This window comes from Dyadobacter sp. 3J3, assembly GCF_009801115.1.
Lineage (GTDB): Bacteria > Bacteroidota > Bacteroidia > Cytophagales > Spirosomataceae > Dyadobacter.
The window spans coordinates 1-24,688 of sequence record NZ_VTOL01000023.1; the positions used below are offsets into that span (position 1 = coordinate 1).

Annotated in this window: 18 protein-coding genes; 5 read left to right on the top strand and 13 right to left on the bottom strand. The window is 39.3% G+C overall.

The genetic code is table 11. The features are described from left to right. Positions 1-559 precede the first annotated feature (559 nt). A complete protein-coding gene (locus FZF08_RS29185) occupies positions 560-4,639 on the bottom strand; it encodes a PIN domain-containing protein (RefSeq protein WP_159477578.1) in 4,080 nt (1,359 codons plus the stop codon). Beyond that, entirely contained in the window at positions 4,617-5,660 is a 1,044-nt protein-coding gene (locus tag FZF08_RS29190) for a ComEC/Rec2 family competence protein (protein ID WP_159477580.1), read from the bottom strand. Before FZF08_RS29190 ends, FZF08_RS29185 begins: the two co-directional genes overlap by 23 nt. A 309-nt stretch (positions 5,661-5,969) precedes the next feature. On the opposite strand from FZF08_RS29190, the gene FZF08_RS29195 reads away from it, so the two are divergent. Beyond that, positions 5,970-7,703 (top strand): hypothetical protein, encoded by a 1,734-nt coding sequence (locus tag FZF08_RS29195; protein ID WP_159477582.1) that lies wholly within the window; start codon positions 5,970-5,972, stop codon positions 7,701-7,703. Between the two features lie 654 nt (positions 7,704-8,357). Here FZF08_RS29195 and FZF08_RS29200 read toward each other — a convergent pair. The 6 genes from FZF08_RS29200 to FZF08_RS29225 all read right to left on the bottom strand — a co-directional run bounded on the left by FZF08_RS29200 (position 8,358) and on the right by FZF08_RS29225 (position 15,420). Then, positions 8,358-8,543 (bottom strand): hypothetical protein, encoded by a 186-nt coding sequence (locus tag FZF08_RS29200; protein WP_159477585.1) that lies wholly within the window; start codon positions 8,541-8,543, stop codon positions 8,358-8,360. Positions 8,544-8,549: 6 nt separating this feature from the next. Then, positions 8,550-10,037 (bottom strand): papain-like cysteine protease family protein, encoded by a 1,488-nt coding sequence (locus FZF08_RS29205; protein ID WP_159477587.1) that lies wholly within the window; start codon positions 10,035-10,037, stop codon positions 8,550-8,552. Between the two features lie 575 nt (positions 10,038-10,612). Further along, complete coding sequence (locus FZF08_RS29210; RefSeq protein WP_159477590.1) at positions 10,613-11,179, bottom strand: putative glycolipid-binding domain-containing protein; 567 nt, start codon at positions 11,177-11,179, stop codon at positions 10,613-10,615. A gap of 551 nt (positions 11,180-11,730) precedes the next feature. Further along, entirely contained in the window at positions 11,731-13,722 is a 1,992-nt protein-coding gene (mobC, locus tag FZF08_RS29215) for a conjugal transfer protein MobC (protein WP_159477593.1), read from the bottom strand. 22 nt (positions 13,723-13,744) lie between these two features. Next, a complete protein-coding gene (locus FZF08_RS29220; protein WP_159477596.1) occupies positions 13,745-15,043 on the bottom strand; it encodes a relaxase/mobilization nuclease domain-containing protein in 1,299 nt (432 codons plus the stop codon). Further along, positions 15,031-15,420 carry a plasmid mobilization protein gene (locus FZF08_RS29225; protein ID WP_159477599.1) on the bottom strand — a complete coding sequence of 130 codons (390 nt, stop codon included), beginning with the start codon at positions 15,418-15,420 and terminating at the stop codon, positions 15,031-15,033. The genes FZF08_RS29220 and FZF08_RS29225 overlap by 13 nt, the downstream gene beginning before the upstream one ends. A gap of 35 nt (positions 15,421-15,455) precedes the next feature. On the opposite strand from FZF08_RS29225, the gene FZF08_RS29230 reads away from it, so the two are divergent. Next, positions 15,456-15,734, top strand: coding sequence for a hypothetical protein (locus tag FZF08_RS29230; RefSeq protein ID WP_159477602.1), 279 nt, complete (start codon positions 15,456-15,458; stop codon positions 15,732-15,734). A 358-nt stretch (positions 15,735-16,092) separates the two neighbouring features. On the opposite strand, the gene FZF08_RS29235 is transcribed toward FZF08_RS29230, so the two are convergent. Together FZF08_RS29235 and FZF08_RS29240 are read right to left on the bottom strand one after the other, a co-directional pair. Further along, positions 16,093-16,752, bottom strand: a complete 660-nt coding sequence (locus tag FZF08_RS29235) for an NAD(P)-dependent oxidoreductase (RefSeq protein ID WP_229216747.1) — start codon at positions 16,750-16,752, stop codon at positions 16,093-16,095. A gap of 147 nt (positions 16,753-16,899) precedes the next feature. Then, positions 16,900-17,829 (bottom strand): hypothetical protein, encoded by a 930-nt coding sequence (locus tag FZF08_RS29240; RefSeq protein ID WP_159477609.1) that lies wholly within the window; start codon positions 17,827-17,829, stop codon positions 16,900-16,902. A 186-nt stretch (positions 17,830-18,015) separates the two neighbouring features. Here FZF08_RS29240 and FZF08_RS29245 point away from each other — a divergent pair, with 186 nt between their 5' ends. Both FZF08_RS29245 and FZF08_RS29250 read left to right on the top strand, forming a co-directional pair. Beyond that, on the top strand, positions 18,016-18,303 hold the full coding sequence (locus tag FZF08_RS29245; RefSeq protein ID WP_159477612.1) for a hypothetical protein: 288 nt from the start codon (positions 18,016-18,018) through the stop codon (positions 18,301-18,303). A 162-nt stretch (positions 18,304-18,465) separates the two neighbouring features. Continuing rightward, positions 18,466-18,804, top strand: coding sequence for a Crp/Fnr family transcriptional regulator (locus FZF08_RS29250; protein WP_159477615.1), 339 nt, complete (start codon positions 18,466-18,468; stop codon positions 18,802-18,804). A 548-nt stretch (positions 18,805-19,352) separates the two neighbouring features. Here FZF08_RS29250 and FZF08_RS29255 read toward each other — a convergent pair. Together FZF08_RS29255 and FZF08_RS29260 are read right to left on the bottom strand one after the other, a co-directional pair. Further along, positions 19,353-20,009, bottom strand: coding sequence for a response regulator transcription factor (locus tag FZF08_RS29255; RefSeq protein WP_159477618.1), 657 nt, complete (start codon positions 20,007-20,009; stop codon positions 19,353-19,355). Further along, positions 20,000-20,794 (bottom strand): sensor histidine kinase, encoded by a 795-nt coding sequence (locus FZF08_RS29260; RefSeq protein WP_159477621.1) that lies wholly within the window; start codon positions 20,792-20,794, stop codon positions 20,000-20,002. Before FZF08_RS29260 ends, FZF08_RS29255 begins: the two co-directional genes overlap by 10 nt. 355 nt (positions 20,795-21,149) lie before the next feature. Between FZF08_RS29260 and FZF08_RS29265 the strand changes: the two genes are divergently transcribed. Then, the gene (locus tag FZF08_RS29265; RefSeq protein WP_159477624.1) at positions 21,150-23,006 is read left to right on the top strand and encodes a tetratricopeptide repeat-containing sensor histidine kinase; all 1,857 of its coding nucleotides are present in this window, start codon (positions 21,150-21,152) and stop codon (positions 23,004-23,006) included. Here the strand turns inward: FZF08_RS29265 and FZF08_RS29270 are convergent. Next, entirely contained in the window at positions 22,998-24,686 is a 1,689-nt protein-coding gene (locus FZF08_RS29270) for a T3SS effector HopA1 family protein (RefSeq protein WP_159477627.1), read from the bottom strand. The two genes, FZF08_RS29265 and FZF08_RS29270, sit on opposite strands and share 9 nt — an antisense overlap. Positions 24,687-24,688 lie beyond the last annotated feature (2 nt).

The following is a 24,688-nucleotide window of genomic DNA, read 5'->3' on the forward strand; positions in this document are numbered from 1 at the left end:
GAACTAAAAGGTGAAAGTTTAAGAAAAAAACGGTAAAATTGTCAGCCCATCAGAATCTCTCAGATCAGAACCTAAATTAAGGGGGGTCAGTATGCCCGGTACGGGGTCAGCATCAACGGAATATCCAAATACAAGCAATACTTAAAAAATCATTATAAATCATAGAAAGATTGATGAGCTTAAAAAAGAGATAAATGAGTTACCAAATGTCTAATTATCTACATTTTTCTAAGCGCATTTTGTCGCGATCCAAAATCTGACGCTTAGTTTGGATGGCATCAGGTACATAGATATCGTGCGTGTCACTGGCATCCTGTGACAATGATAACTTGCTTACTTACGCATCCACCCACGTGCAGCTGCCATGATCCGAGAAAAGCATGATGCAAATCAAAACGACTTTGATCTGGTTCATATCCTAATCTATTCTTGACTTCCGATTTTCAAAAAGCTTCCTAGCTGATTGTTGTTATTTCTGAAGATCATATGATCAACATTGTACTGTCAACAAAGTCTTTTGTATCTTTTCCTTAATTAGGTCAATAATTCAGTGTCAATGCTATCGTTTAATGGCCTTTTCTTGATATTCAACCAGCTCAATTGCTTTTACTAAGTCTTCGCGGACATCTTCGAAATGGTTTCCGAGCAAATCAAAAGTACTTGATAAAAAAATGTTAATGAGTCCCTGTAACTCATTCGTCACACGCAGTTGCCGCAAAGGAAACTGTAAAACCAACTGCGAGACATGATGTTTGTAACCCAGGCTGAATCCATCAGAATACAACTCTTTTACAAATTTCAAGATTTCCACTAAATTGAGTGGATTTGGATTGTACTTCATCGTGAAGCTATTCAGGGCGAGAAAAAACTCACTCTGTGGGTTACTTAATATTTTGTTAGACTCAAACATTTTGTAAAGCTGCTTCCCAGAGATGGTTAGGCCTCTGTAGTTTAATTTTACAAGTTCGAAAACAATTTTTTCTTGGTAAATGTCACCCCAGATTTTCACCAGATAGTTTTCCAAGGTAATCCGTTTAAAAGGTGCTGGATTTTTATAAAAAAGTAATTCATCTGTAATTAAAATCCTATCGGCTCGGGATGATAGTAACATCGTGTCCATGAGCAGCTCATCATGAAGATCATTTTCGATGTTTGTTTTTATTCTGTTTTCGTTCATGCTCAACCGCTGAGATGCAAAAGCTACCCGGCAATTTTGATTAATCCACTCATTTATCTGACTTAAATAGGATAGGTCAGAATCAAGATCCCCATCCGTTCGAAAAATCGGTGTTACTTTGTCTATAGTGAATGAGATACTTGTCTTACTTTTCCGTTTTACAGAGTGTTCAACAAATTCGCTTTGTAAGTAATCTTTTAAAAGCTGTGAAATTATGAATGGTTTGTCGAGAAAATTCAGTTCAGTCTTTTGAGAAATATAAAAAACAGTAAATAAGGTGCTGAAATCTAGCACAAATTCCGTTGAAGAAGTAAAATTTAGGACTTCCTGATTTATGATCGGAATCATTGGATAACCATCCGATTTACTAGATGTAATATAGTTCCAGGCATTGATCGGACTGTTTCTAAAAACGCTTCGAAACAGGTGGGAGAACCCTATCTCACCGTTTGCAAATTTATTTAATTGTGCCTCTACAATAATTTTTGTCTTAGTGCCTTCTACACCGAACATTTCCTGAAACTGACGGATCATGCCCTCGGGGCTTTCCTCATTTATTTTTAATGCCCTAATCTTTATTCCATCCTCGGGATTTTTGGCCACATAATCGGTATACAATGCCATCTGTCCTCTATACTTATCCAGGATTTGTGCTATTTTATATTCGATGGAGGCACCGGTTATTGCGTCTACCACAGCGAAAACATCGTTAATTCGTTTACCAATTATCTGTTTCGCATACGTTTTGAGCTTAATATTCTCGGGCGTTAATTCTACCATAAGCTCCCTATCTTTCACCAGTAACCTGACAACCATTCCTTCTTGCGCCACTTCGGGATATGGCATTTCATCGATTTGCTGAAAGGCAATAAGATTTACAACGTAAGCTTCCTTGACGATTTGGTCATCGGGGTTATCTTTTAAAACTTTGTAATACAGCCTTAATCCTAACTCAGTTTTTCCATGAATAAAGCAGAGATTACCCAATGAAAAAGCAAATCTCCATTGTAACGCTAAGCAAAGCAAATCGTCATTAAGAAGGGATTGCAATTTGGTTATCTTTTTTTGCCAATTAAGCGATTCAAGCAACCTTAGCAAAAAAATTTCCTCACCAGGAAATTTTTCAAGTCCATATTCCGAAATTATTTCAACCTTTTCATGATCCCTGAGCGTATGATAAAGTCGCATCTCAATGTCTAAGAGTGCCAGATCGGCAGAAAAATTAGTACGCCATTGACCCAATAGCTTCAATAGAAGATCGGAGTTTCCTTTTGACTTCCATATAGACAGAATATACAAGCGATGCTCCTGGTTTTCAGTAAGCAAGTCGACGTAATTTTCGAGTAGGCTGACTACCTTGGATGGCTCATCGATCGTCCAATAAACAAATGAAAGCACGCCCCGACAGAAAAATGAGAGGTCTGCCGAATGACCGTCATATATACTGTCACATAAGAACACAACGTAAGCTTGCTGTTGTATGCTATCTTTTAAAGAATAGGCCTCAATTAATTTGCCGTAAAACGGATACTCAAATTCCCAAGCAGGATTGATTTGGCAAGCAACGAGGTCCTCCCCCTTATTATGTTTCAGAAATCTGTTGAAAATATCTAGTATATTTTCAAGTTCAACTTCCCTAACAACTACTAAACTTTCTAAATAACGCCGGTAAACTGCTAGGCCCTCCACCACTTTCCCAGTTCTCTCCAAGGCCCGTCCCTGAAATAATAATATGAAGTATTGGTTCTGATCTGGAAATACTGCGATAACATTTAGTGCCTTAGAATTTTCGCCGATTTGCAGTAGACACAGTATGAGATCAAATGCACGTTCCGGAATTTTTTTATAAAGCGCTTTATCGTTTGATTCGAATTTATCTATTTCAAGCCCAGGGTTCCCCATAAAAATTTGATACATCTCTAAAACCGCGTCCTTTTTATCGTACAGATAATATTGACATAAGAGCAGGTCATAGCGAGAAAGGACATAGGTAGGATTAAAACGGAGATCTGATTCTTCAATTCGCTTTAAAAGAATTTGCAGTATATCTGCCGCATACCGCAACTGCTCAATGCCAATAAGTTTTTCAGATCGTTTTAGGCTTTGAACTTTAACTGTCGTGTGTAAGAAATCAAATATTGCGAACTGGGCAAGATAATTCCAGTATGGTAATTCCGCTCTCGGAATTAATGATAATGGCAGAACTCTTTTCGCCAACACTTTCCCAAAAAGTGTTTTGAAATGATTTAACGACCAGTCTGCCCCAAATTTACTCCAGAATGACACTATTGCAACTTTAAAAATCGGATCATCAAATACTTCCGGAGAAATCGACATCTCTGGATCGAGGGTAGCCATAACAGCCCATGCTCTGGCATTATTTTCGTCATTCGCCAATATCTGTTCCGCCAATTCGAGAGCATTTTCTGTCAAATCCTTATGTAAAAATGCAACCGCAGCTCTTTCTTGATATTTCAAATTATTGGGACTCAATTTATAAGCTTCAATGAGATACCCATAAGTATCTTCCCCGCCATTTAAGTCCGAATTAGCCAAGCCAATGGTCCATTTCACTTTCGCTAACAAAAACTTTTTATCTATGGGGCTCAGGATCGAGTTACTAATGTTTTCCAATGCTGTTTTAGCGATTACTAGTGCCTGAGCTGGCTGGAGATCTTCTACAAGTTGTTCAGCCTTATCTAAAAAAGTTTTGGAAAACTCGTAGTATGCAGCTGAGGGAGTATTTGTTTCCTTTACGACAATTTGGGGTATCGAATCTAGAACGTTCCATGCTGACTCCCCAAATTGACTCAAAAGCGTATTTAATTCTCTAAAGGTGCAAACTTCAAATCTTTTAGTTGTCTTATACTTTGTGACGATACCCACAAACTCGAGCATTCCGTCTGCATGGGAATATAGCCCGCTGCCAGAAAATCCGCCAACATTGCCAGTAGCTATGGAAGTATTGTCTTCCAAGTGCTCAGCAGGGCTTAAACTGGCAGTGGATCCATATGTTAATATACATTTCGCCTCCAGCTCATCAGGAAGACTGTTGCGATACGCACTAGGGAAACCTCTGAAGCTATATGACCGGCCCTTAGTAGGGCTTTGTCGCAATATTATGTTCGGTATGTCGAATGGATAAAGTGCTTTAGGAAACTTGATCAGCGCCAGATCGTATTTATTTTCCACATCAAAATTGAAAATGTGGAACTCAGTTGACGACAATTTGCATTCCCCAAATTCCTCACGCGCATAATCAAATCGATCAATGGATAATTCATCATCACCTAACAGTGATTCGATACAATGTCTAGCAGTAACCAGGTATAAACAATCAAGGGTTGATGGACAGTTCATCAGAAAAGCACTTCCCAGACATACTCCCCCAGTCGATATCCTTACACTAATATTCTCGATGTCTTTCAAGAACTTGTTTTCAGATGGTGATATTGATTCCATTATCGCAGTTAGGTGGAAACTTGCACACTATATTATATTTACTGACTTCATCACTGGTAAACAAATCCCTAAATATCGGGTCATCATAGGTAAAATAAAAATTGATTGTTTCGTTCGGCCTTCTCTCATTAACAGTGTTCGCAATTAACGCCAATGCCCTCTTATGAGGAAATTGATGTGAATTGGATGCATTTGTGCTTACTAAATAATTATTGCAATCAATCAAATGTAATAAATCTAGCGAAGTATTAGATTTCGACCCATGGTGGGATACTTGCATAAGGTCTACTTTAATGGGAAATTCACAACTAAAACCAATCGATATTAATGACTTTGCTAAAACATCTGGATTAGAATCCGCTGTAAACAAAATGGTCCTTTTATCATGATCCAGCAAAAATGCTATGCTGCTGCGGTTACTGATTGATCTGTCTGTTGTCTGCAAGTCGGATAAAAGTTCACTGACTGTTTTATGCTTGTCGCTTTTCACTGATCCAATACTTTGGATATCAGATTTATAATCGGACTCTGTATCTTGCCACTTATTAATGTAGGACTGAAGGTCTTCAAGGTTTGGAGACAAGACTCTTATCGTAACGTTGTCAATTAAATGCGTCTGAGGAAAATAAATCAGGTTTTTGGACAGCTTTTCGGTTTTTAAAAGAAAGTCGCGAATTTGTATTCCTTCGCGGGCTCCTATATTTCCATCATTATTTGGGAAAGAAAACTCAGCACCAGCATGATTAAACCATATTTTTTGCACATTCCTTACACCGAAATCTTTAAAGAATGGAATAAAACCACTGATGTGGTCATTATCAAAATGTGTTATCACAACTAAATCCATTCTTTTTCCTTCGTCGGCAATTTGTTGCATGCTCAGTTTCAGAGTCCGATGATAAGTTGAAGCGAATCCAGAATCAATTAATATGTACGATTCTTCGTTACGGTGTAAACTAAAAAAGGAAATTAGAAAACAATCTCCATTGAGCACCTGAAATGCTTTTATATTTAAACTCATAGTTGGCAAAAAAATAAACTCCGATTAGGTTACATAATGACATTCAATGAATATTCGAAACTGCCAAATTGTATATTTTCCGTTAAAGCCAACCCTAGTTTAGCAACTAGTCGCCATAAAATACCGGCTTCGCCAAACAGTTAATTAAAGATAGTTCAATTTTTGATCGGCCGTTGTAAATCCGAAAACAACTCATCAACTTTGGAAAAGTGCCGTCAATGGATATACCCCACGAACTATCTAAATAAGACGCCGATTCAAGTAACCATCAGTGAATATTTTTGTCTTTTGTGAACCATATTGTGAGAAATGAACCCGTCAACAAGATATATAGCCGTTCGAAACTACACAGAGATTTTCGACAATACATTGCCTAGCGACAGACTCACCTTTATCCGCCAATATGCTACGGATTTACTGATCTTGCGGCTTTCGAAGATTAATGCCATTCTGTTTCAGGAACCGGAAATTCCGCTTCAAACCATGAACGGGCTTGATGTACTTTTCCCGGGTATGGATGCATCTCCATTATTGAAAATGAGGAATTTTGAGACCAGCGCCTATTTTTCCTCTGCCTCAATCAGCATGCTGATAAAAGCTTGCCTTGAAAACTTTGTGGAAACCGCAGACAACTACCCCGTTCATCCGTCCGAGATTGGTATCGACCTTCTCAAAACGATCCTGATCTTTAACGAGACCTACTTTCGGACGGATCCAAATTGGGAGTTTGATAGCTTCGAAAGCATTTTCAAGCTCGATCTCCAACAACAAGCTTACATAAGATCCAACGTCTATCAAAAAATGTTTACGATGGTAAAATTTGCTTTTGCGGCGAAATATGTGTCGGACGCAACCGATCTTAGAAAAGAGTGCATTGAATTCTGCGAGTATTATGGGATAAGCAGCCCGTGGTATTTCGGTAAATTCTTCATGTCTATTCTGGAAGCGATACTACCAAAAGAGCAAGTTGGAAAGCATGTGCTTAATTTCGAAGGAGTACCATCAAAGTTCATTTCGGAATTTACTATCACTCGAGATAATTTGCGAGAACACAAACCGTTTTCTGTTAATATGGACATTGTTCCAAAGCCATTTTATTTGATCGGCAATGACGCAGTCATTCTCGACTTCGATTTTTTTCAATATCACATCGATCAGGGCTTCTTCTATCTTCTCTATAAAAATACGTCACTTAAAAAAGGTAAGCGGTTTAACTCCTACAACGCCTATCAGGGGCATATAGGCCTTTATTATTTCGAGCAATTTTTGGTAAAAAAATACCTCTCTGCAATTTTTTATAGGCGAAGTCAAAAAATTGTCAGCACCGAAAAATTTCAGGACTTTATCATCAAACCCTCTAACAATAACGTTTTGGTAGTGGAGGTTAAAAATGCCACTTTTCACGCAAATACTTTGGAGCAAATGGATTTCAAAAACTTTGTTTCCACCATAGATCAAAATTTTTTGGCATCAAAAGCTGGTAATTCAAAAAATAAAGGCTTCTTACAAATATTAAAGCAGATTGACTTTTTGGTATCCGAAGATCCAGACCTCAGGCAACAGTTAGAGATCCGGTCAACTGCTAAAATGAACATTTATCCTGTCATTCTATATTCCGATCCCAATTTTGATATCAGCGGAGTCAATGAGTATGTTAACAAAAATTTTGAGGCTGCTATCAATGATAAACGTCATTTGGTGCAATCGATTAGGCCGATAACCCTTATTAATGTCAACACCTTCGTTAAGTACTTTGCGCATCTAAAACAAAAACCTTCCCGGCTTACCGATCTTATTGCCGACTATTTTGTGTACATCCACAAAAACAAAAAGAAATATACCAGAGATAAGCATTCGCAGGATCACTATCTATCCAACATTTCATTTGATGGTTATTTAAAGCGTAAACTGGACGGGAATCAGTGGGAGCGCAATCTACCGGAAATGAAAAAAGATTTTGATTTAAATATTCCGGCAATGCATGAACTGACCTCAACAGACCAGAGGGAATTTCCCGCTGACAGATTGGGAACAACCGAATAATCGCGCAAAAGTTCTTTAAATATCAATGCTCTAAAACTAAATTGAAACTCAAGTTGATCATCCAGATATGGATGATAGAATTAGCTCAGCTTATTTCACCACTATTGTGAAAACCTTTATATTAACCTTTTCTATCGAGGATTTTGCTTGGATTGAACAGGCTTTTGAAAATATATAAACAGCTGGATTTTGTTAAACAATATACACTATTAGCGCCAGACAAGGTCTGTATGTCATTATTCCCGCGGTATGAAACGAATTATTGCTGTAAAAAAAACGCCAATGTAAATTGACAATCCGGATATTTCGAAATCAAGCCGATTAATTTATCTACGGCCAATTCAATTATCTGATCATCAGGATCGACGCAAGTACACAAATTGCACTATGGAATTAGCGCGGCGAAATAGAAGGCTGTCTAAGACAGCAAACAAAAAAGTTACTGTATGTGTACTGAATGTAATTCTTCGAAGAAATATTAAAAAAATGTAGAGAAATCAGTTCAAATCTTTCTAGTGAACTTAGACTCCTTCTAAGGCAATATCCAGTAGAATTACCTTTAATCGTGAAATTGATTCTACCTTACCTCCAAACAGTCTTTTGAACCCAACTAGATGCCTATGCAAAGTGCACTAATTGGTTTGCAATTAAATGCTAGGCATTCAAAACAAGTTTCCGTGCATCAATCCTTGATGAGGCCTCGTGCTTTTTATAATCTCTTACTACTACTGCCATCGCATTCTTAATTCTATGGCTCGAAGCTGCAAGCTGACGACCATCTATGGGCGTAACTTTGTCGTGATTGACAGTTTGGAAGGATATTTTTTCTCTCTTGCTCATTGAATGTTATATTAAGTTGCTATAGTATCGATAGTTTTTTAATACATACTCCAAAAATACAAATTTATTTTCATCAATACCAATAAACCTGTCCGGATAAGCAGCCAATATTAGCGTGTCTGTACTTGTAGAACTGGCTTCTGTTGCATCCAACACTAACAAGCCAGCCGCTTCACTTCCATGATAATTGAAGGCATTTTTTGCATAAATTTCACTTACCCAAATAAATTTAGGCATTCTTGCAAGCAAAATACTATTTTTTAAATCTAACTCTAAATCAGGGAGTTGGGAAATATGACTCTTAAAAGACCTACTGGACGCCAGAAAGAAACGCAATACGAATCCGTCCTCAAAGGAGTGACCAAGTAATTCGTCTCTCAGAATTTCGATGATCAACCTTTTTGCGACATAGGCCTCGAGATAAATCTTAGGGTAAAGTGGTACTACCACATTATCGATCCTGTACTGCTTGGAAGCTTCATCGTCATAGTGGCTGCCTGGTTCTTCGAGTGTTATGAGCCTGTAAGGAGCCAGATTGTCATCTTGTACGACGTAGTAAGTTGCAAAATCCGCTGCATCATAATATGAAATCTCATGTTTGGCATCGACAAAAGTCTTTTGAGCACTTCCATCGAAATCAGGTTGTTCATAGTGTTTCCCAATGAGAACAACGACGTGTCCTAGTCCGCCATCTACTGACTCCAGTCCGACCATCAAAGGTATCCCAGACTCAATATAGGTATCAATAATCTCGAAAAGAGCTGCGCCATAGGTTTCGTGTGAATATAACCTTGTTCCAAAACCGTACTGTTTGAGCACGAAAGAGATTTCATCCATCGTCAGTCCTTGCGCCGGTAATTGCCGCTGTGTCGCATGCAGTTCCAGTGTCTTTGTTATTTGTGATGGCAAAACCGGTTTGTAGTCTGCATATTTATTACCAAAATATTCCATCAATGACCAGATAGTTGTTTCGGCACAGGTTATTGTTTCTCCATCCTGGGAGCTGTGTGGAAAGCCGCTAATGTCTAGCTTTACTCCAAAAACAGAACAGGATGTCTTCTGAACACAAATTTGAAAATCGCTACCTTCAAAAGCAGCGGGATTAATCAGCGACCTTCCAAAAATGGCCTTGATAGGTCTGAGGATGAAATAACCTAAAAATTTTTCTTTTAAGGCAGTATGCCTTTCCGATTCCAGAAAATCCGATCTATTAATCTGCTGATCGTATATCGTTATTCGGATGCAGTCCCTTTGGTACGATGCGTGCTTAGATGCATAGTAGTTGTAGAAACTATTTCTGTAAACTTTGTCTACATAGGGATATTCGACCAAAAAATATAGGCTGTCCTTCATCAAATCCAAGTAAACACTTAACGTATTCTCGAAGTCAATATCCTGATAAACATCCTTTAGAAAATACTCATGCACTGATTCGACGATGATTTCGAAAATATCATCAGAGCTTGAAATAACGTATTCTATATTGCTTGCCATACGACTGTGTGGGTGCTTTCAATTTTTGAAATCAATACCTTAGATTAGCTCCGTTTGTGCACTTTTCGGGAGAATATTTATCTACAAGAAAGAGTAAATTCACGAAAAATCCTTAAAGTATCTTTATTAGTGGAAAATTCGGATAGCAAGACCACCGATTCCGTCGCAAATTGGTTCATCCCCACTTTTGGTGGTAAATTATTAAGGAGATAATTTCCTTCAAAAAAAGATGCTTAATTCTAAGCTATAAGGCTACCCGTCCAAAATTCAAGATGCAGAGATTTATTTTCACCACCAAAAGTGGGGAAGATCCCCAAATTGACCATGATCAGCTTTTATTTTAACAAGAGCTACGCTACTAGCAATCAATTATTTAACCTGATCAATTCCGTCCGAAACGATATGTCCTCAATTTCCGAATTGCGCTGGTCAACAAGTCCGAATTCTCCATCTACTTGATGATTATTTGATATCCAAAGTTATCTAACAGGAGTTATGTTGAGTCACAAAGAGTTTAGAAAAATCACACGCAGGCACACATTTTAGCCATGTACCAGTCAAATTTCATTTCGCTATTAACTTTTTGATTCCTTGGTTTGCCAATCAGATTTACGCGTAAATAGAGCCGGATAGTCGACTACAAAACCATTATTATCTACCAAAATGTCCGCCTCAAAGTCATTTGGTATATTTTCATAATGATATAGGTTTGCCGAGAGCCTAGTGTAGCATTGCTTGACCGGCCTAACCTTACGGTCAGTGAAATCAAAATATACTGCACTTATTTCTCTTGCTTCCTTCTCAGACAATACCAGCCTATTGATTGGCAACGAGTTGGTAAAAGGGGTAAGTGAAATATCAACGTATTCACACTGATCAAAACGGTCGCCGGGTTGACCGTTGGCTATCCATGTTCCACGGTGATTTCGCTCAAATAAAAATTGAATATTAAAGCCTCGAAAATATCCGCTGAGCTCACAACGATTAGTCAGCCACCGAATGTCCGTCATAATCTGATAGCGAATATCCACGTCTTTCCCTGAAATTTTAGACGTCACAACCACACCTTCGCTGCCAACATCAATTGTACAGTTTTCAATCGTATCATCGTCTAGACCCTTCCATTGAATTCTTGTTTCCATATTATAAGATTTAATTAGAGCAAATACTTCTGTTAGTAAACACTACAATGCGCTTAAATATGAAGCGATTGCGTTTTCCGACAGGTAAATAAAGTATCTGGTTAAAATGCTTACCTAAATCCACGCAACTAAAATGATTTCTACAATAAGCCACCATTTTCTTATGTTCGCGAAAACGAAGGTTTGAATGAACCCGGCTGCGCAATATATCTCTGTTAAAATAATGCAAAATAATTTTGAAGTTTACAGCTATATGCTGGTAAATAACGTTCCAAAGTTACTTGCAATTGCAATAAGCAGTGGATTAGTTGTATTTACAGCGCCGAGACTAAACAAGGCGCTATTTAAATTTTTAGCCGCCATCGCCGCTGTTTTTACGTTCATAACAAATCCGTTAATTAGAGCCGCCTGGAAGCCGGTATTGTAAAAGATTTCGTATCTGGCACCAACCAGCGAGTGGTGTAAATTACCTTACGGCCCTGATGTTTTATTTGTATGGCACGAAAAAAATTACTCTAACGTTGACAAGTCCGTCTTAGCTCGCTTTTGTTTTATCTTTTTCCCTTTTTAACTACCAAATGCTCCAAAGCCGGATCATGCAAAATGCGTTCGATCTCATAAGTAACAATGTCTTTTACATCCTCCTTAATTTGCAGATAGTTTCGCTGAACCATAGCGTTGTCAAGTGTTCGAAAAACTGGGATTTCCTGATATGATTCCTGTTCTTGCTGTAAAGCTTTGTGATCGTTTATGATCTCACAATGAAAGGTCTTCAATTCAATTTTTTGTTGTGGGTCATCGGCGACCATGCCCACAAACTCTCCAGAGCTTAATGCTGAAATTTTCGAAGCAGGAATGGCGGCGTCAAACTGCTTTGATCTGCTGATGGATGTATCAGTCCGGTTAATCGAATAACTGGTGCGGTCCTGCATAATTTTACCGAAACGTTCGCTGAGCTGCTTGGCTGTATCACCGGTTACCTGGCCCGAGATGACATTACCTACAATGTTCATGATCACATCGGCCTGTTCCTTCCCGTAATCCTTTCTAAGCTGGGATGCATCTTGAATTCCTAATGCGGTTGCCACCTTATTGGATCTTGCCGTGGCAATAAGACTGTCCATATTTCCCAGATATATGGTCGGAAATTCATCGAAGATCAGACTGCTTTTCAATCTGCCTTTCTGGTTTACAAGTTTGATTAGACGTGTTACGTAAAGTGAAAGCACAGCGCCATAAATCTGAATTTTCTGTGGATTATTACCCATGCAAACAATCTTCGGGTGCTGTGGATTATTGATATCCATCGTAAAATCATTGCCGGACAGAACGTAGTAAAGCTGCGGAGAAGACAGTCTGGCCAGCGCTATTTTGGCCGACGCGATCTGCCCTTCAAGCTGCTCCATCGCATCATTCAAGTAAGCGGTGATAAACGGATTTATCAATACTTCAATCTCCTTTTCCGTCCTCAAAATGGTAAAAAGGTCTTTGTATTCCACCTGCATCAACTCAATCACGTGAGGCAGGCTGCAAAACTGACCGTCCTGATACTTTCGCAGGTACCAGATTATCGCTGTTAGAAAATTGATCGGCGATTCAACAAAGAAATCCCCTTGTCTTTTGACCCATTCGCGGTTGAGTCCCATCAGGATCGTGCGTGCAGATTCGGCGGCATCCGTGATATCGATCATACTGGCATGATCCAGCGGATTACAACGGTGAGACCGGGTCAGGTCATCAAAATTGATGGCGTAAAACTGCGGTGGGATTTTGTAATTACTCTTGTTTTTAAGCCAGCTATTATAGGCAATCACTGAAAGATCAGGCATTTTAAAATCATATACAAACATACTGTAACCTTTGGCAATGTGCTGCGTAATAATATGTCTGATGACAAAATATGACTTTCCGGCGCCAGGAGAACCCAGCACCAAAAGTCCCCGAAAAGGGTTAATGACGTTGATCCAGCACTTTCGAAATTTGTTTTTAAGCTGATATCTGGCGGGAAGATTAATGGAATATTCGTTCTCTAAGAGAGTCTCGTGCTGCGGAAACGTTTCGTTCTCCTTGTTGAATATATCATCGTTGTTAATATTTAAATAGATTACTCTGCTGATCAGTGTACCTCCGGTTAAAACCAATATAAAACCAATGGATGCGGTACTTATATACATGATCGAAAGCATCTTCACAGAAAAATCCATGTAAAGCATAAGAGCGCTCGCAAAGTAAATCAGCAGCCCCGCACCGATATAAACGAGCCCGGTTTTCACACTTAGTTTTTCCAGCTTCTTGCCCTTCACACCGATCAATGAGACCACCAAAAAACAAAGCGCGATGATCTTGGATTTATTAAAAGTTGAGAACAATCCCGTCTTTACAATGTTACCAAGTATCTTGTCGCTAAAAGGTGAAACCAGTTTCCACTGCCCGAAAGCAGCATAACAATAGTAATAAAAATGAAGTGCTAAAATGGCGATGGCGAGCATCCGGGTCATATCCATAATCTTACCCAATGCCTGTTGGTTTTCTGATGATTGCATGCTTTTAAATGTTTAAAATTCGTTAGTTCCCTACTGCTTTTCTACGCTTTTTTCTTCTTGTTCTCCGCAGTTGCCATGGACCAGAATTATGATCAGCAACTGTTGCAAACAGATCTTCAATGAGCTTGTCTGAAGACTCGTTTTGATTAGAGATCTTGTCAAAGTCCGGGTCAATAAACCCGTTTTCACTAACTTGTGAGCCTGTATTTTTGTAATGCAACGGATGAATAACCTCTGAGTCTATTGCTGTTTTTTCCTTCACCAGACCAGGCTGTTTGATTCTATCCAGGATGCCCTTTGCACTATAGGGTTTGCCCAAAGCGCTACCATTAAATACGCATTTCGTACGGTTGTCAACGTAAGTAATTCCGTAAACCAGACCCGCTTCGTTCTTTCTCAAAACCGTTTTCACACCCTCTTTTTCGAGCGAACTCATTAGGTCTTCAAGCTGCCGGCCCGGCTCACGAAGCAGTATTAAATCAATGGTATTTTTAAGCTTCGTTCGGAATTTCAACCGTTCCGGTTCATTGGTAGCGAACTGATTTTTCAAAGATTTCAGTGTCGGTTTAAAGTAAAAAGCACTCGCTTTGATAGAGGCCCCTACCCTTTTACCGTTCTGGTCTAATGCGTAATACACCAGCCCATGATTCTTATAAATTCGGGAATCTTCACTTCCGCCATCAGCCATAATATTGTACTGTTTTAATACCGCATTCAGCTCCGGGAGTGAGGTGTATTTATAGGTTTGCAGCACACCGGAAAGCACATTGGCAATGGCCTTTTTGGTTTCCAATTTCCCGTATTCCACCTTTTGAAGGCTGACAGGTTTTAGCTCAACCACATGACCTTTGCGCCCATCCGCCTTTACGAGTCCGAACTGAATTTCAATCTCCCTACGGGCTTTTGAAGACTGGTTTTTACCGATATTATGCAGGTTAATACTACTACCGTCAGCCTTTATTGTTGTAGAAACCACATGGAGGTGCGGGTGACCGGAATCCTGGTGTTCATATAACAGATACGGCTGATTTGCAAAGCCGATCTTGTCCATATACAAAGCTGCAATCTGCCTCAACTGGTCTTTGGGAATCAGCTCGCCGGGCGCGAAATTGAGCGATACATGGAAGTGATTTACCTTCACCCTGCTGTTTAATTTAGCCCTGTTTTCAAGTCTCGCAAGCCGCTGTTTAAAGGTAAGATCTTCAGGTAATTTGGGGTATTGATGCGCATCCAAAAGGGTGGCAACCTTGCGCTCGACCTTCCTTTCATTGTAGTTAACAGCTTCCCTCAGACTGCTTCCCTGATGGATCACTGCAACCATTTATCCGCCATTTTTTTGATAAAATCCTGAGCTTCATCAAGTTGTTTAAAAAGCCTTCTCCTGTCCAGTTCATAGCTTACAAGCCATTGTTCAAACTCCTTGATTTTGCTCAGGGTATGCAGTCTTTTGACTGCTTGATTAAAGTTGTTTCCGATGGCGCTCAGCCCGTTTTTGAGCATAATCAATTCTTCCATGAAAGCATCCATAGATGCGTCCCGGTAACTTCCGATAATAAGTTTTCCAAGGATTTTTTTGCGAACGAAATCACTTACTTTGAGATCGGTAGTCTTAGCAAACTGCTCGTGGATCTGCTTGTATTCTGATTCGGTCAGCCGCACATGCAGCCATTTGTTTCGGTTGTTGTTTTCCTCTTTCACCACAATTCATTTTCACGTTCAACAATCATTACACTATGCGCAATACTTTAAATATTTCCCGCCGCCGAGTTCCGAGGCAATTTGGCGGGGCCACCGTGGGCGGCCAGATTCCGTTGGATCCTCCAAGGCGCGTTTTTACGCGGATTGGTGATACAACGGTACATCTGGACAACCACGGGAAAGCAGGTGGTTTCAGCCTTCCGGGAAGCATCCAGAAATTTTTTATTCTTATAACCTCTTTTAATTTTTACAGAATTCTATCTGCTTTCCAAAACTCAATCAACAGCTTAACAAGGGGCAAAGATCTGACTTAGGTTGAAGGCAGAACATTTCGCTCAAACTGGAATCAGATTAGTAAATCTCAAGGAGAAAAAAAATGATTAGAGACACCATTTTCCCTTAAAAAATCACTCCGGTCTTTCTGGCAATAAAATCCCCCTTCAAAAACAAGTCAAAATGTTACTGTGATACGAAAATAAAAAGATCAAATAAGAAAACCGCAACCCATTTAAACTCTAAATAGGTTATACCAGGCATCTTTTAGCAATGCGAAGGATCAATTTTAGTGAAGCTCTCTTGCGGCATTTAAACTTAACGCAGTATCTTGAAGGTGTGATTTTTAGCCGTTATGACTCTTAGCGAAAAATTCAATTATGTAAATTCTGGACAATACTACTTTGTGTAAATAACTGGTTTTTGATTGATATAACAATCGTTTTCCAAAACCGAAATAATAAACCTTGCGACGTTCTTTCGACTGATTGTTAAACCTGGTTTGGGATAATTATTCAAACTCACCAAAACATTTTTTTCAGTCTCAGAATTAACGAGACCCACAGGACGAATAATGGTGTAGTCCATTCCAGAATCTACCAGTAATTTTTCTTGCTGCTCATGATCCCTGTAAGCAACACCAATATTACTGTAATCTATTAGCCACTTAAACCACCAGGGAATATCACTTTTTGTATCACCGACACCCCAGGCTGAAAGTATAATTATTCGTTTAACTCCAATTCCAGTACCAAGTCGGATAACGTTACTTAGCGTATGCGAAAGAAAATCGGGCTGAGTCCTTAAAGATGCCCAAGGAAAGTCACAAGTACGGGAAATATTAAGAACACTAATTATCACGTCACAACCATCTATTGCTTTTTCCAAGGCTTTCTCGTCTGTCGGTGTCCCCTCAAACACGGACATGTTTTGATGCATTACCATTCGTTCCTTATCACGGATCAACACATTTACTTGGTAACCGCGATCCAGCAGTTGCCGGAGCAGGAGGTTTCCGGTTCTACCAGTAGCTCCGAGAATTAGAATTTTCTTGTTCATCACCAATTCGATTATTTTGAAAAGTGCACACTTAAGACGGCTGGTGTCAGAAAATTTAATTTAAATCATTTCCTCTTCAAGCTCAAATAGAACGTCGGAAAGATATTTGAGCAGAGAATAACATTTAAAAAAATTTATTTCTGTACCTTAATTTACGTCCATACCGTGCATGACCGTGTGTCTGTTTATTTGAAATGGATGATTTTTGGCATCATGCTCACTTAACATGATAATTGGAGAACCCATGATAGGAGCAAAAAAGAAGTTGTCAACTAACGGAAATTGATCACTAATGTAAACTGATATTTTTGGTATGTACCCTCGTTTGTGATCCTTAGAAAAAAATTTCATTTTGATCATATCGGTACAAATCCCGTCCACTTGGCTCAACACGGTTGGAATGGCAGCGAAAAACTTTTTATGCTCAACGCAAAAAATGATATCTTCAAATATATTTTTTCTTGCAGGATGGCGTGCGATCAAGTCTTTTGCTATGGCATTTAGCTCATTATTAAAATATGTGACTAAAAAGTCGTCCACCTCTCCAATTTTACCACTATTTAGCATCCCAAGCAGCTGAACCGCTATGCCGAGCTCAAAATCCAGATTCAGATACCAACCATGATTTCCCAAAACAAGAAATGCTTCCGGAACAAGCTTAAAACTTTCAGCAATCTTTTCAGAAAATGCTCTATTGCGCTCTGTGAATTCTAAAACGGCATTACTTACAACCAGACTGCTTGCTTTGAAAGTATTCAAAACTCTAGTTGCTGCGCGGTTCGAATCGATGATTGATTTGCTTAAACCTAAAGCATTAGCAAGTGCCTGTTGATTTACAGCAGAAAACTGATTAACAACTGGAAAATCATGACTGTGAAGCGCCTTCATATTCCACGAAGACGAGATTGAATTTACCTTTGCTGTCAAATCTCTCCGGTTCAAATTTGAAACCGCAGGATTAATCCTCGGAAATGCATCTGCAAGCCGCGCAGCAGCAGATATCTCCGTCATCATTTTATTCGCTCTTTCAAATGGCTCCATTAAGCGCGCGAACCTTTCAAGTCTTTCCTTATCCATCCTGAATTTTCATATAATTCAAATACAGCTTAATAATACTTTATAATGTCATCATTTTCTTTAAATAAATTGGAGAATTGATTGATAATCAAACGAAAACCCCACCTAATCAAACTCTAAATAGGTGTATTTCAGCCGCATAAATTACATTTGCTATTGTAAAAATGAAATATAAAATGTGAAGGTATGGCTGCTACAATTGATATTGCCCTGGTCTATGACACTCTTCTAGCCAGTCCTGGCATGAATGAAACAGTAAAAATTGATTTGAAGGTTTCCCGAAAAACGGTGTTGCTATTAAGCCGTGCACTGGAAAGAGGGTTGCAGTCGTGGAATACGGATCAGCCGGGCTCAGCACTTCCAGAGTTTGCAGAAAAAGAGTCCTTATCAGAGCTGGAAGGAATTATATCCGACTGCCTGCAAAAGGCAGGGCTAAGTGCGCTTTATGAAAAGCTTAAAATGTTAAATCGCTAATAGCTGGATGTTGTAGTTTTATGATATGCCCAACTCTGGTAACCGTGGAGCTCTTCTCCTAAAATTTTCAGATAATTATTTTGACTAAAAGTCACATCAGAATTTTAAAGGTGTTTTGAATTTTACAACTCCAAAAGTCTATATTTGGCATCAATTTGTTTTATGTTTGAGATTTTCAGAAAGTACTTAAAAACCAAGATCGCGTTAACCAACCAGGATTTGGCGTTGATTGAATCGCTTTGCAATATTAAAAAATTGCGTAAAAATCAATATCTTCTCCAGGCCGGTGATGTTTGGAAATATGATTCTTTTGTTTGCAAGGGATTGTTAAAACTGTATTATCTGGATGCCAAAGGCCTAGTGCACATTATGCAGTTTGCACCCGAAAATTATTGGACTGGCGACCGGGAAAGTATGGATTCTGAATTGCCTTCAAAATACTCAAAACCCACTGTTATTATGAAGAATGTGTGCTGGACTACTGGCGGGAAGTTTAGCTGATTACTATAAATCTACTTGCCGTTTAACCGTATTCGTCACTTCTCTGATTTACTGAAGGCCTGTATTCTAAATTATTTATGGTGGTGGCGAAACACGTTTATTAACTCAACTCCAAATATTTTCAACCACCTATCTAGCAGATCACACTCTAAAATATTTGCAAACAACTTATATCGGTATCAATACGGCGGGTAATACAAATATGGTCAATCAAAACAGGTTAACTCCTTATTTACCAACCGACTTGGCAATTGCCCGGATAAATTTAGTCAAACATTAAGAAATCCCAATTGGTACCAGACTATTGTTAGTGAATGGTAATTTTATCCAAGATTTTAGCTTACATCTTACAATAAATTTGCATTAAATTTCTTCAAATAAATGGAGATTAACACTTACCACAGCCCCATGTCATTTCAACCTGGCCGATCTGGGCGTCCCGCTTTTCTCCGCGTTGTCAATGTACGTTTTGTCCCGGAATGAAAATCATTAAGTATTATTGTGAAGCGAGCAGTACCCGTTATGAATTAATACAGAAGCATTTAACATTACCTACCGCTCAGATCGACCATTTGCATTTTAATAGCTTCCAGCACCATCCCAACCCTGCTTTTTACATTCATCTTCTGGAAGACCGATTCTCGGTAACCATCCACGGTTCGCGGACTCACACACATTTTATCTGCAATTTGTACGTAGGTCAAATCACTGCATGAGAGTTCAATGAAAAGCTTTTCACGATCATTAATCCCCAACTGATCGACCGGATTATTGAGTGCTTCCGGCGTCAAGCTTCTGATCAGTTGACTGGTAATGTATTCAGTATAATAGAATCCTTTTTTTGCGACAGAATCTAAAGCCTGCTTGAGCTCCAAAGGCTTGCAGCCCTTTAACAAATAGCCAACTGCACCGTTCCGTAGCATTTTTACAATAGATTCTTCCTTATCATTCATGGAGAGCGCAAGAACCTTGATGTGCGGGTAATTGTTTTTCAGCCATAAGGAAACTTCAAAACCATCCATTTCGGGCATATTGATATCAAGAAGCACGATATCGGGTAACATCTGCAACTGCAGCCGCTGAATCATCGCCGCGCCGCCTGAGACTTCAAAAATCACCTCGTAGCCGTCGAACTTTTCTACCAGTCCTGACAAAGCTTTGGCCATTAACTCATGGTCGTCTACTATAGCAATTTTTATATCCATGTTTTCTTATTTGCAGATACTTCCAGACTTAGCATCATTGCCGCATTCTCTTCCAATTTAAAAGAACAGCTGCCGCCGATCAGGTCCATTTTGCGCTTGATGTTTTGTGCTCCAAGGCAAAAAAATCCTGTTACCCCCATTTCTTCAAAATTTATTTCAGCACTTTCTGAGCGCAGCACAATACGAACTTGATTGGCAAGATAAACAATTACTACCTTCAAACGGGCTACCTTTAAAGATTTAATACAGATGTTTAAAAACTCCTGTACGATACTCAGCAGCACCAAATCTATATCAGAGGAAAGCGCATACGGGTTACCTTGGCAAACTATCTCAGTTTCAAATTGGCCTCGTTGCCGGGCACGCAGCATTTCTGTGTTTAACGATTCCATCAAACCGTATTTAAGAAGAAAGTCGGTTTCCAGCTCTTTGGCAATACCCCGGATTAAACTCATCGCCTCACTTACAATCTCGTTAGTTTCGTTCAGACATAATTTCACAGGCTCGGGAGTAGCCGGATCATCTTCTAAAATATTTAAATTGATTTTAACAACAGCTATGAGCTGGCCCAAATTCTCATGAAGTTCCCTCCCAAGATAAATTAAGTTATTGTTTTGCGTCTCAAGCTCGATTTTTAAAACTTCCTGTTTATAGCCTGACTCACACATTTGCTTACGACAAACTTGTCTGTATTTTCCTTGAGATTGCCATAGTTTTTTTAGAAACGGTATCAAACAAAAACTAGACTTAACGATCGGCCCCATTTGGTTTTTCAATATTTCCATTCTATTACAAAATCTTTCACAACCCATTGACCAGCTACCGGCACAAACGATAAATCCATCATGAAGGTAGAAAAAGCAATTTCATACTGACAGCGTATTTTCCCCCATTCCTTCGGGAAAAACACCCGGTATCTGGAATTACTAACAAAATTCCATCGGCAATAGAATACGAAAATTAAAATTTGCGTAACTTGGTAAGAAACTTAATTCGATGTTCTTTGTGCATTCCGACCCAGTTTATGCCAGATCTATATTAAAAATTCGCCCGTTCTTAGGCTGCCTGTTTCTATCCGTTATTATTTTGTTGCCGTTAAGGTGCCAGGCACAAACACCTTCTGTTGACAGCTTAAAAATTATGCTCAAAAACCTGCCGCCAGAAGGCACTTCATTCGCTGACGACACTACAAGAATTATGTTACTGTGCCAGAGAGGAAAAGGTAAAGATAAAAACGGATTATTTATAGGTGATTTCCGGCAGTGCATTGCATGGCTGACAAAAGCAGAGAGGATATCAAAAAAATATAACTGGAATAAAGGTTTGATGATATCGAATTTGTATGCCGGAACCTGGTATGGGTGGAAAGGAAATTCATTACAAGGACTTCAAAAGAAACAGCGAGCCGTATATCATGCAGAGTTGGAAAATAATCCCTTTTGGTTAGCAAGGGCTTACAGACAACTTGGAGACAGCTACGCGCTTTTAAAGAATTACGATCAGGCAATACATTATTTAACATTGGCCCTGGGGCCTTCCCAAAAAAGTGAGTTTACTACTTATTTGATCGTAACTCAGAATCTGGGAGTTGCCTACCTTGGCAAAAAAGATTACAAAAACGCTTCTAAGTGGCTGGAAAAATCTTATCTGCTTTGTTTGGAATCAAAGAACCAGCAAATGCTTAAATATGTAATTTTAAATTGGGCAGAAGTTTGCCTGGCAGCCAAGAATGTGCCTAAACTTAATACGCTTTTAAACCAATATCCCGCTGTGAAATTTGAAGACAAAGCTTGGGATGTTCGGTATTACGCGCTGAACGCACAACGCTATCTTCTCGAAAATGAGCCTACAAAAGCGCTGAAAGCATTAAATCTTGGTTTACCACTTCTGACTCTGACCAGCGATGAACACCGCCAAGCACTTTTTCTACAATTTTCCCGGGTTTATGAAAGGCTTGGGAACACAGATAAAGCATTAAGCTATTTTAAGCAGTATTCGGCCTTATGGGAAAAAGACGTCAGATCATTTCAAGAGAAACAAACCGAATACTTGGAATATGAATATAAGAGTCAGAAACAAGAAGATTCCATAAAAATTTTACACAAAGATGCAGAACGCCAGAAACTTATCAGCAGTGTGCTGTGGGCGGGAATCATCCTTTCGATCCTGTTTGTGATTTTTCTGATTTGGAATAGACGGGTGTCGAATAGAAAAACTAAGGTGATTGAAAATCAAAGGAATGAACTACTGCTGCTTGAAAAAAAACTATCCAACTCAAACCAGCAGCTAATCCATTTTAATGAAGAATTAGAGCAAAAAGTAACAGAACGTACACAGAAATTGCTGGAAGCGAATCAAGAGCTGACCCGCAAAAATCAGCAGATCAGCGAAGCGTTTGTCAGTGGCAAAACTTTGGAAAGAAAACGCGTTGCATCAGAGCTTCATGACAATCTGGGAAGCACGATTTCAGGACTTATCTGGCAGCTTCAAAGTGTGATGCCTGAAAATCTGCTCGATAAGGAACAAGAAATTTATGAAGGTCTTATTCAGCAAATGCGAAATGCTTACACTGAAATCAGGCATATATCACACCATTTAGTTCCTGTAGAGCTCGAAAAAGGCCTTGAAGCAGCTTTGAAAAGACTTTTTACAGATTTGAACAGTAACAGAAATATTGATTTTCAAATTCTTGGACATTATCCTGCCGAGTTACTTACAAAAGAACAGGAGACAGAAATCTACAGTATTTGCCTAGAGCTAATCAACAATACCTTAAAGCATTCAGAATCCACCCAGTGTCTGCTCGAATTTTCCATCAAAGCGCACGGCCTGGAAATAATTTTTACAGACAATGGAAAAGGATTCGACCCAAACCAGCTGAAAGGACGGGGCCAGGGGCTGGCGAATATTAAAGAGAGGGTTGAATCGCTCAATGGAACACTGTTGATCAACTCTCAACATGGTCACGGGGTCAGATATATAATCAGTCTAAACTAAGCTGTCTACACGCTTTGCGTCATACAACCGTAAATAAGCGTATCCATATCCGGCAAGACCAAACTGTAAATCAGCACAAAAATTATCACTGCCGTCCAGCCTGTTTCCAATAGGCCTTTCTACTTGGATGTGATTTTTCATGATCCTGTTTAGTATGTCTGATTCAGAAATACTTGAAGGATTTTGCTGATAGATAACCTTTTCAATTTCTGTTTTCAAGACTTTGCTCGAAAATACTTTTGGTGAGATTTTTACTATTGTCGATCTGACAATAGCTCGCAAAGCAAAACCAACGGAGGTTTTTATAGTAAGGGCTCCCTTATTAGCACTAAAAAACTTAATTCCCGCTTGCAAAACATGTTCTATAACAGCATCGCGAATTCCAACATCCTGAAACGCCCTTAGAAATACAAGCACTCCTTCCAGGCCTGTTAAGCCTTCGTCGACGTTTAAAAAACGATATCCCAGCCTGCCATTAGTCATTTTTTGATAACTCATCCAGTTGCATTGGCCTTCCTCCACCCATATTGCCTCCCGGCAAAGTAAACGGGCGATATACCAGGCAGCCGACAGCGTCTCCGCCTCATCTACATCCTGAAAAAACGGTGTATTTGTTTTATTAAAAACCTTGAATCCTATCGCAAACGTCGGATGAGGATTCAAATTGAAATTTCCAAGCCCACCCCAGGTATTGCCTAAATACACAGATGCAGCAAGCACATTAGGATCTTTCGGATATTCCAGTTTTTTAAGGATCGACTTCGCAATTGTTCTGGCGCGATTTGCTCCAAAGCTTAACTGTTCATTATAGGGACTTTTGGCAAAACCGATCCCGGGTAAAACTTTTCGAACAAAAAGCGGAAGACTAGACGCATCTATGAATGTTGAAATATCGTCGTAAATATTTCTGATCAATAGACCTGCCACAAAAAAATGCCGGCGCTCCACATACAAAACAAAATGATCCGCACGGGCAAAATTCTCCGCTTTCGATAAAAATTTTAGCTGGAAAGGAATAAGTCGATCATTGAAGCAAACCGTAATTTTGGATAAAATAAATGGGATGGCAATTGAAAGACATTGAATATTTAAATGTAAGTAGAAACGGATAATGCCTCCCTGCCCGTCATCATCCAGCGGATACTGACCAAAAGCGAATTTTTGACTGTCACCGATATCAAATTTAGGAAACATGACGCTCAAATAATGAGCTTCTTCCAGGACCTCTACATGATTTTCCTGATGCGTCTCAAAGACAAGTTCGTCTTCTGCATAAAGTTCGGGGGAAACAATCCTGGTCTCATAGCCTCGTGTCAGCACGGAGCCCTCGAATTTTCCAGTAACAGATTCAAATCGCCAGAAGCGGCTTCTCCAATAGGCATCGGCTCCTTCTTTGGACATATGCTTAAAGGGAAAGTGGCGCTGATCCACACGGTCACTCTCAGGAGTTACCCCGCGATTCTGATAATATTTACAGTAAATCCAATTCAGCAGCAACAATTCGTTATAATCAGCGGCAGGCAAAGGCTCAACAATCCGGACATCATATGCTCTAATGGCCACCCGAAGTTCGATAGAATTTTCAGACACATCAATCAGCTGCCCAGCCGTGTTAAACTTGATATTACTTGTAATAAGATCGATTTGGGCTGCTACCTCCTGAGGATAATTGTAGTTCATTT

What these genes read in the sequence shown, in the direction of transcription:
- FZF08_RS29200 (WP_159477585.1), bottom strand. Translation starts at nt 8,543, where the DNA reads ATGAGCAAGAGAGAAAAAATATCCTTCCAAACTGTCAATCACGACAAA.
- FZF08_RS29210 (WP_159477590.1), bottom strand. Translation starts at nt 11,179, where the DNA reads ATGGAAACAAGAATTCAATGGAAGGGTCTAGACGATGATACGATTGAA.
- FZF08_RS29265 (WP_159477624.1), top strand. Translation starts at nt 21,150, where the DNA reads ATGCTCAAAAACCTGCCGCCAGAAGGCACTTCATTCGCTGACGACACT.
- FZF08_RS29205 (WP_159477587.1), bottom strand. Translation starts at nt 10,037, where the DNA reads ATGGCAAGCAATATAGAATACGTTATTTCAAGCTCTGATGATATTTTC.
- FZF08_RS29235 (WP_229216747.1), bottom strand. Translation starts at nt 16,752, where the DNA reads ATGAACAAGAAAATTCTAATTCTCGGAGCTACTGGTAGAACCGGAAAC.
- FZF08_RS29185 (WP_159477578.1), bottom strand. Translation starts at nt 4,639, where the DNA reads ATGGAATCAATATCACCATCTGAAAACAAGTTCTTGAAAGACATCGAG.
- FZF08_RS29220 (WP_159477596.1), bottom strand. Translation starts at nt 15,043, where the DNA reads ATGGTTGCAGTGATCCATCAGGGAAGCAGTCTGAGGGAAGCTGTTAAC.
- FZF08_RS29195 (WP_159477582.1), top strand. Translation starts at nt 5,970, where the DNA reads ATGAACCCGTCAACAAGATATATAGCCGTTCGAAACTACACAGAGATT.
- FZF08_RS29190 (WP_159477580.1), bottom strand. Translation starts at nt 5,660, where the DNA reads ATGAGTTTAAATATAAAAGCATTTCAGGTGCTCAATGGAGATTGTTTT.
- FZF08_RS29245 (WP_159477612.1), top strand. Translation starts at nt 18,016, where the DNA reads ATGGCTGCTACAATTGATATTGCCCTGGTCTATGACACTCTTCTAGCC.
- FZF08_RS29240 (WP_159477609.1), bottom strand. Translation starts at nt 17,829, where the DNA reads ATGGATAAGGAAAGACTTGAAAGGTTCGCGCGCTTAATGGAGCCATTT.
- FZF08_RS29230 (WP_159477602.1), top strand. Translation starts at nt 15,456, where the DNA reads ATGCGCAATACTTTAAATATTTCCCGCCGCCGAGTTCCGAGGCAATTT.
- FZF08_RS29250 (WP_159477615.1), top strand. Translation starts at nt 18,466, where the DNA reads ATGTTTGAGATTTTCAGAAAGTACTTAAAAACCAAGATCGCGTTAACC.
- FZF08_RS29260 (WP_159477621.1), bottom strand. Translation starts at nt 20,794, where the DNA reads ATGGAAATATTGAAAAACCAAATGGGGCCGATCGTTAAGTCTAGTTTT.
- FZF08_RS29270 (WP_159477627.1), bottom strand. Translation starts at nt 24,686, where the DNA reads ATGAACTACAATTATCCTCAGGAGGTAGCAGCCCAAATCGATCTTATT.
- FZF08_RS29255 (WP_159477618.1), bottom strand. Translation starts at nt 20,009, where the DNA reads ATGGATATAAAAATTGCTATAGTAGACGACCATGAGTTAATGGCCAAA.
- mobC (WP_159477593.1), bottom strand. Translation starts at nt 13,722, where the DNA reads ATGCAATCATCAGAAAACCAACAGGCATTGGGTAAGATTATGGATATG.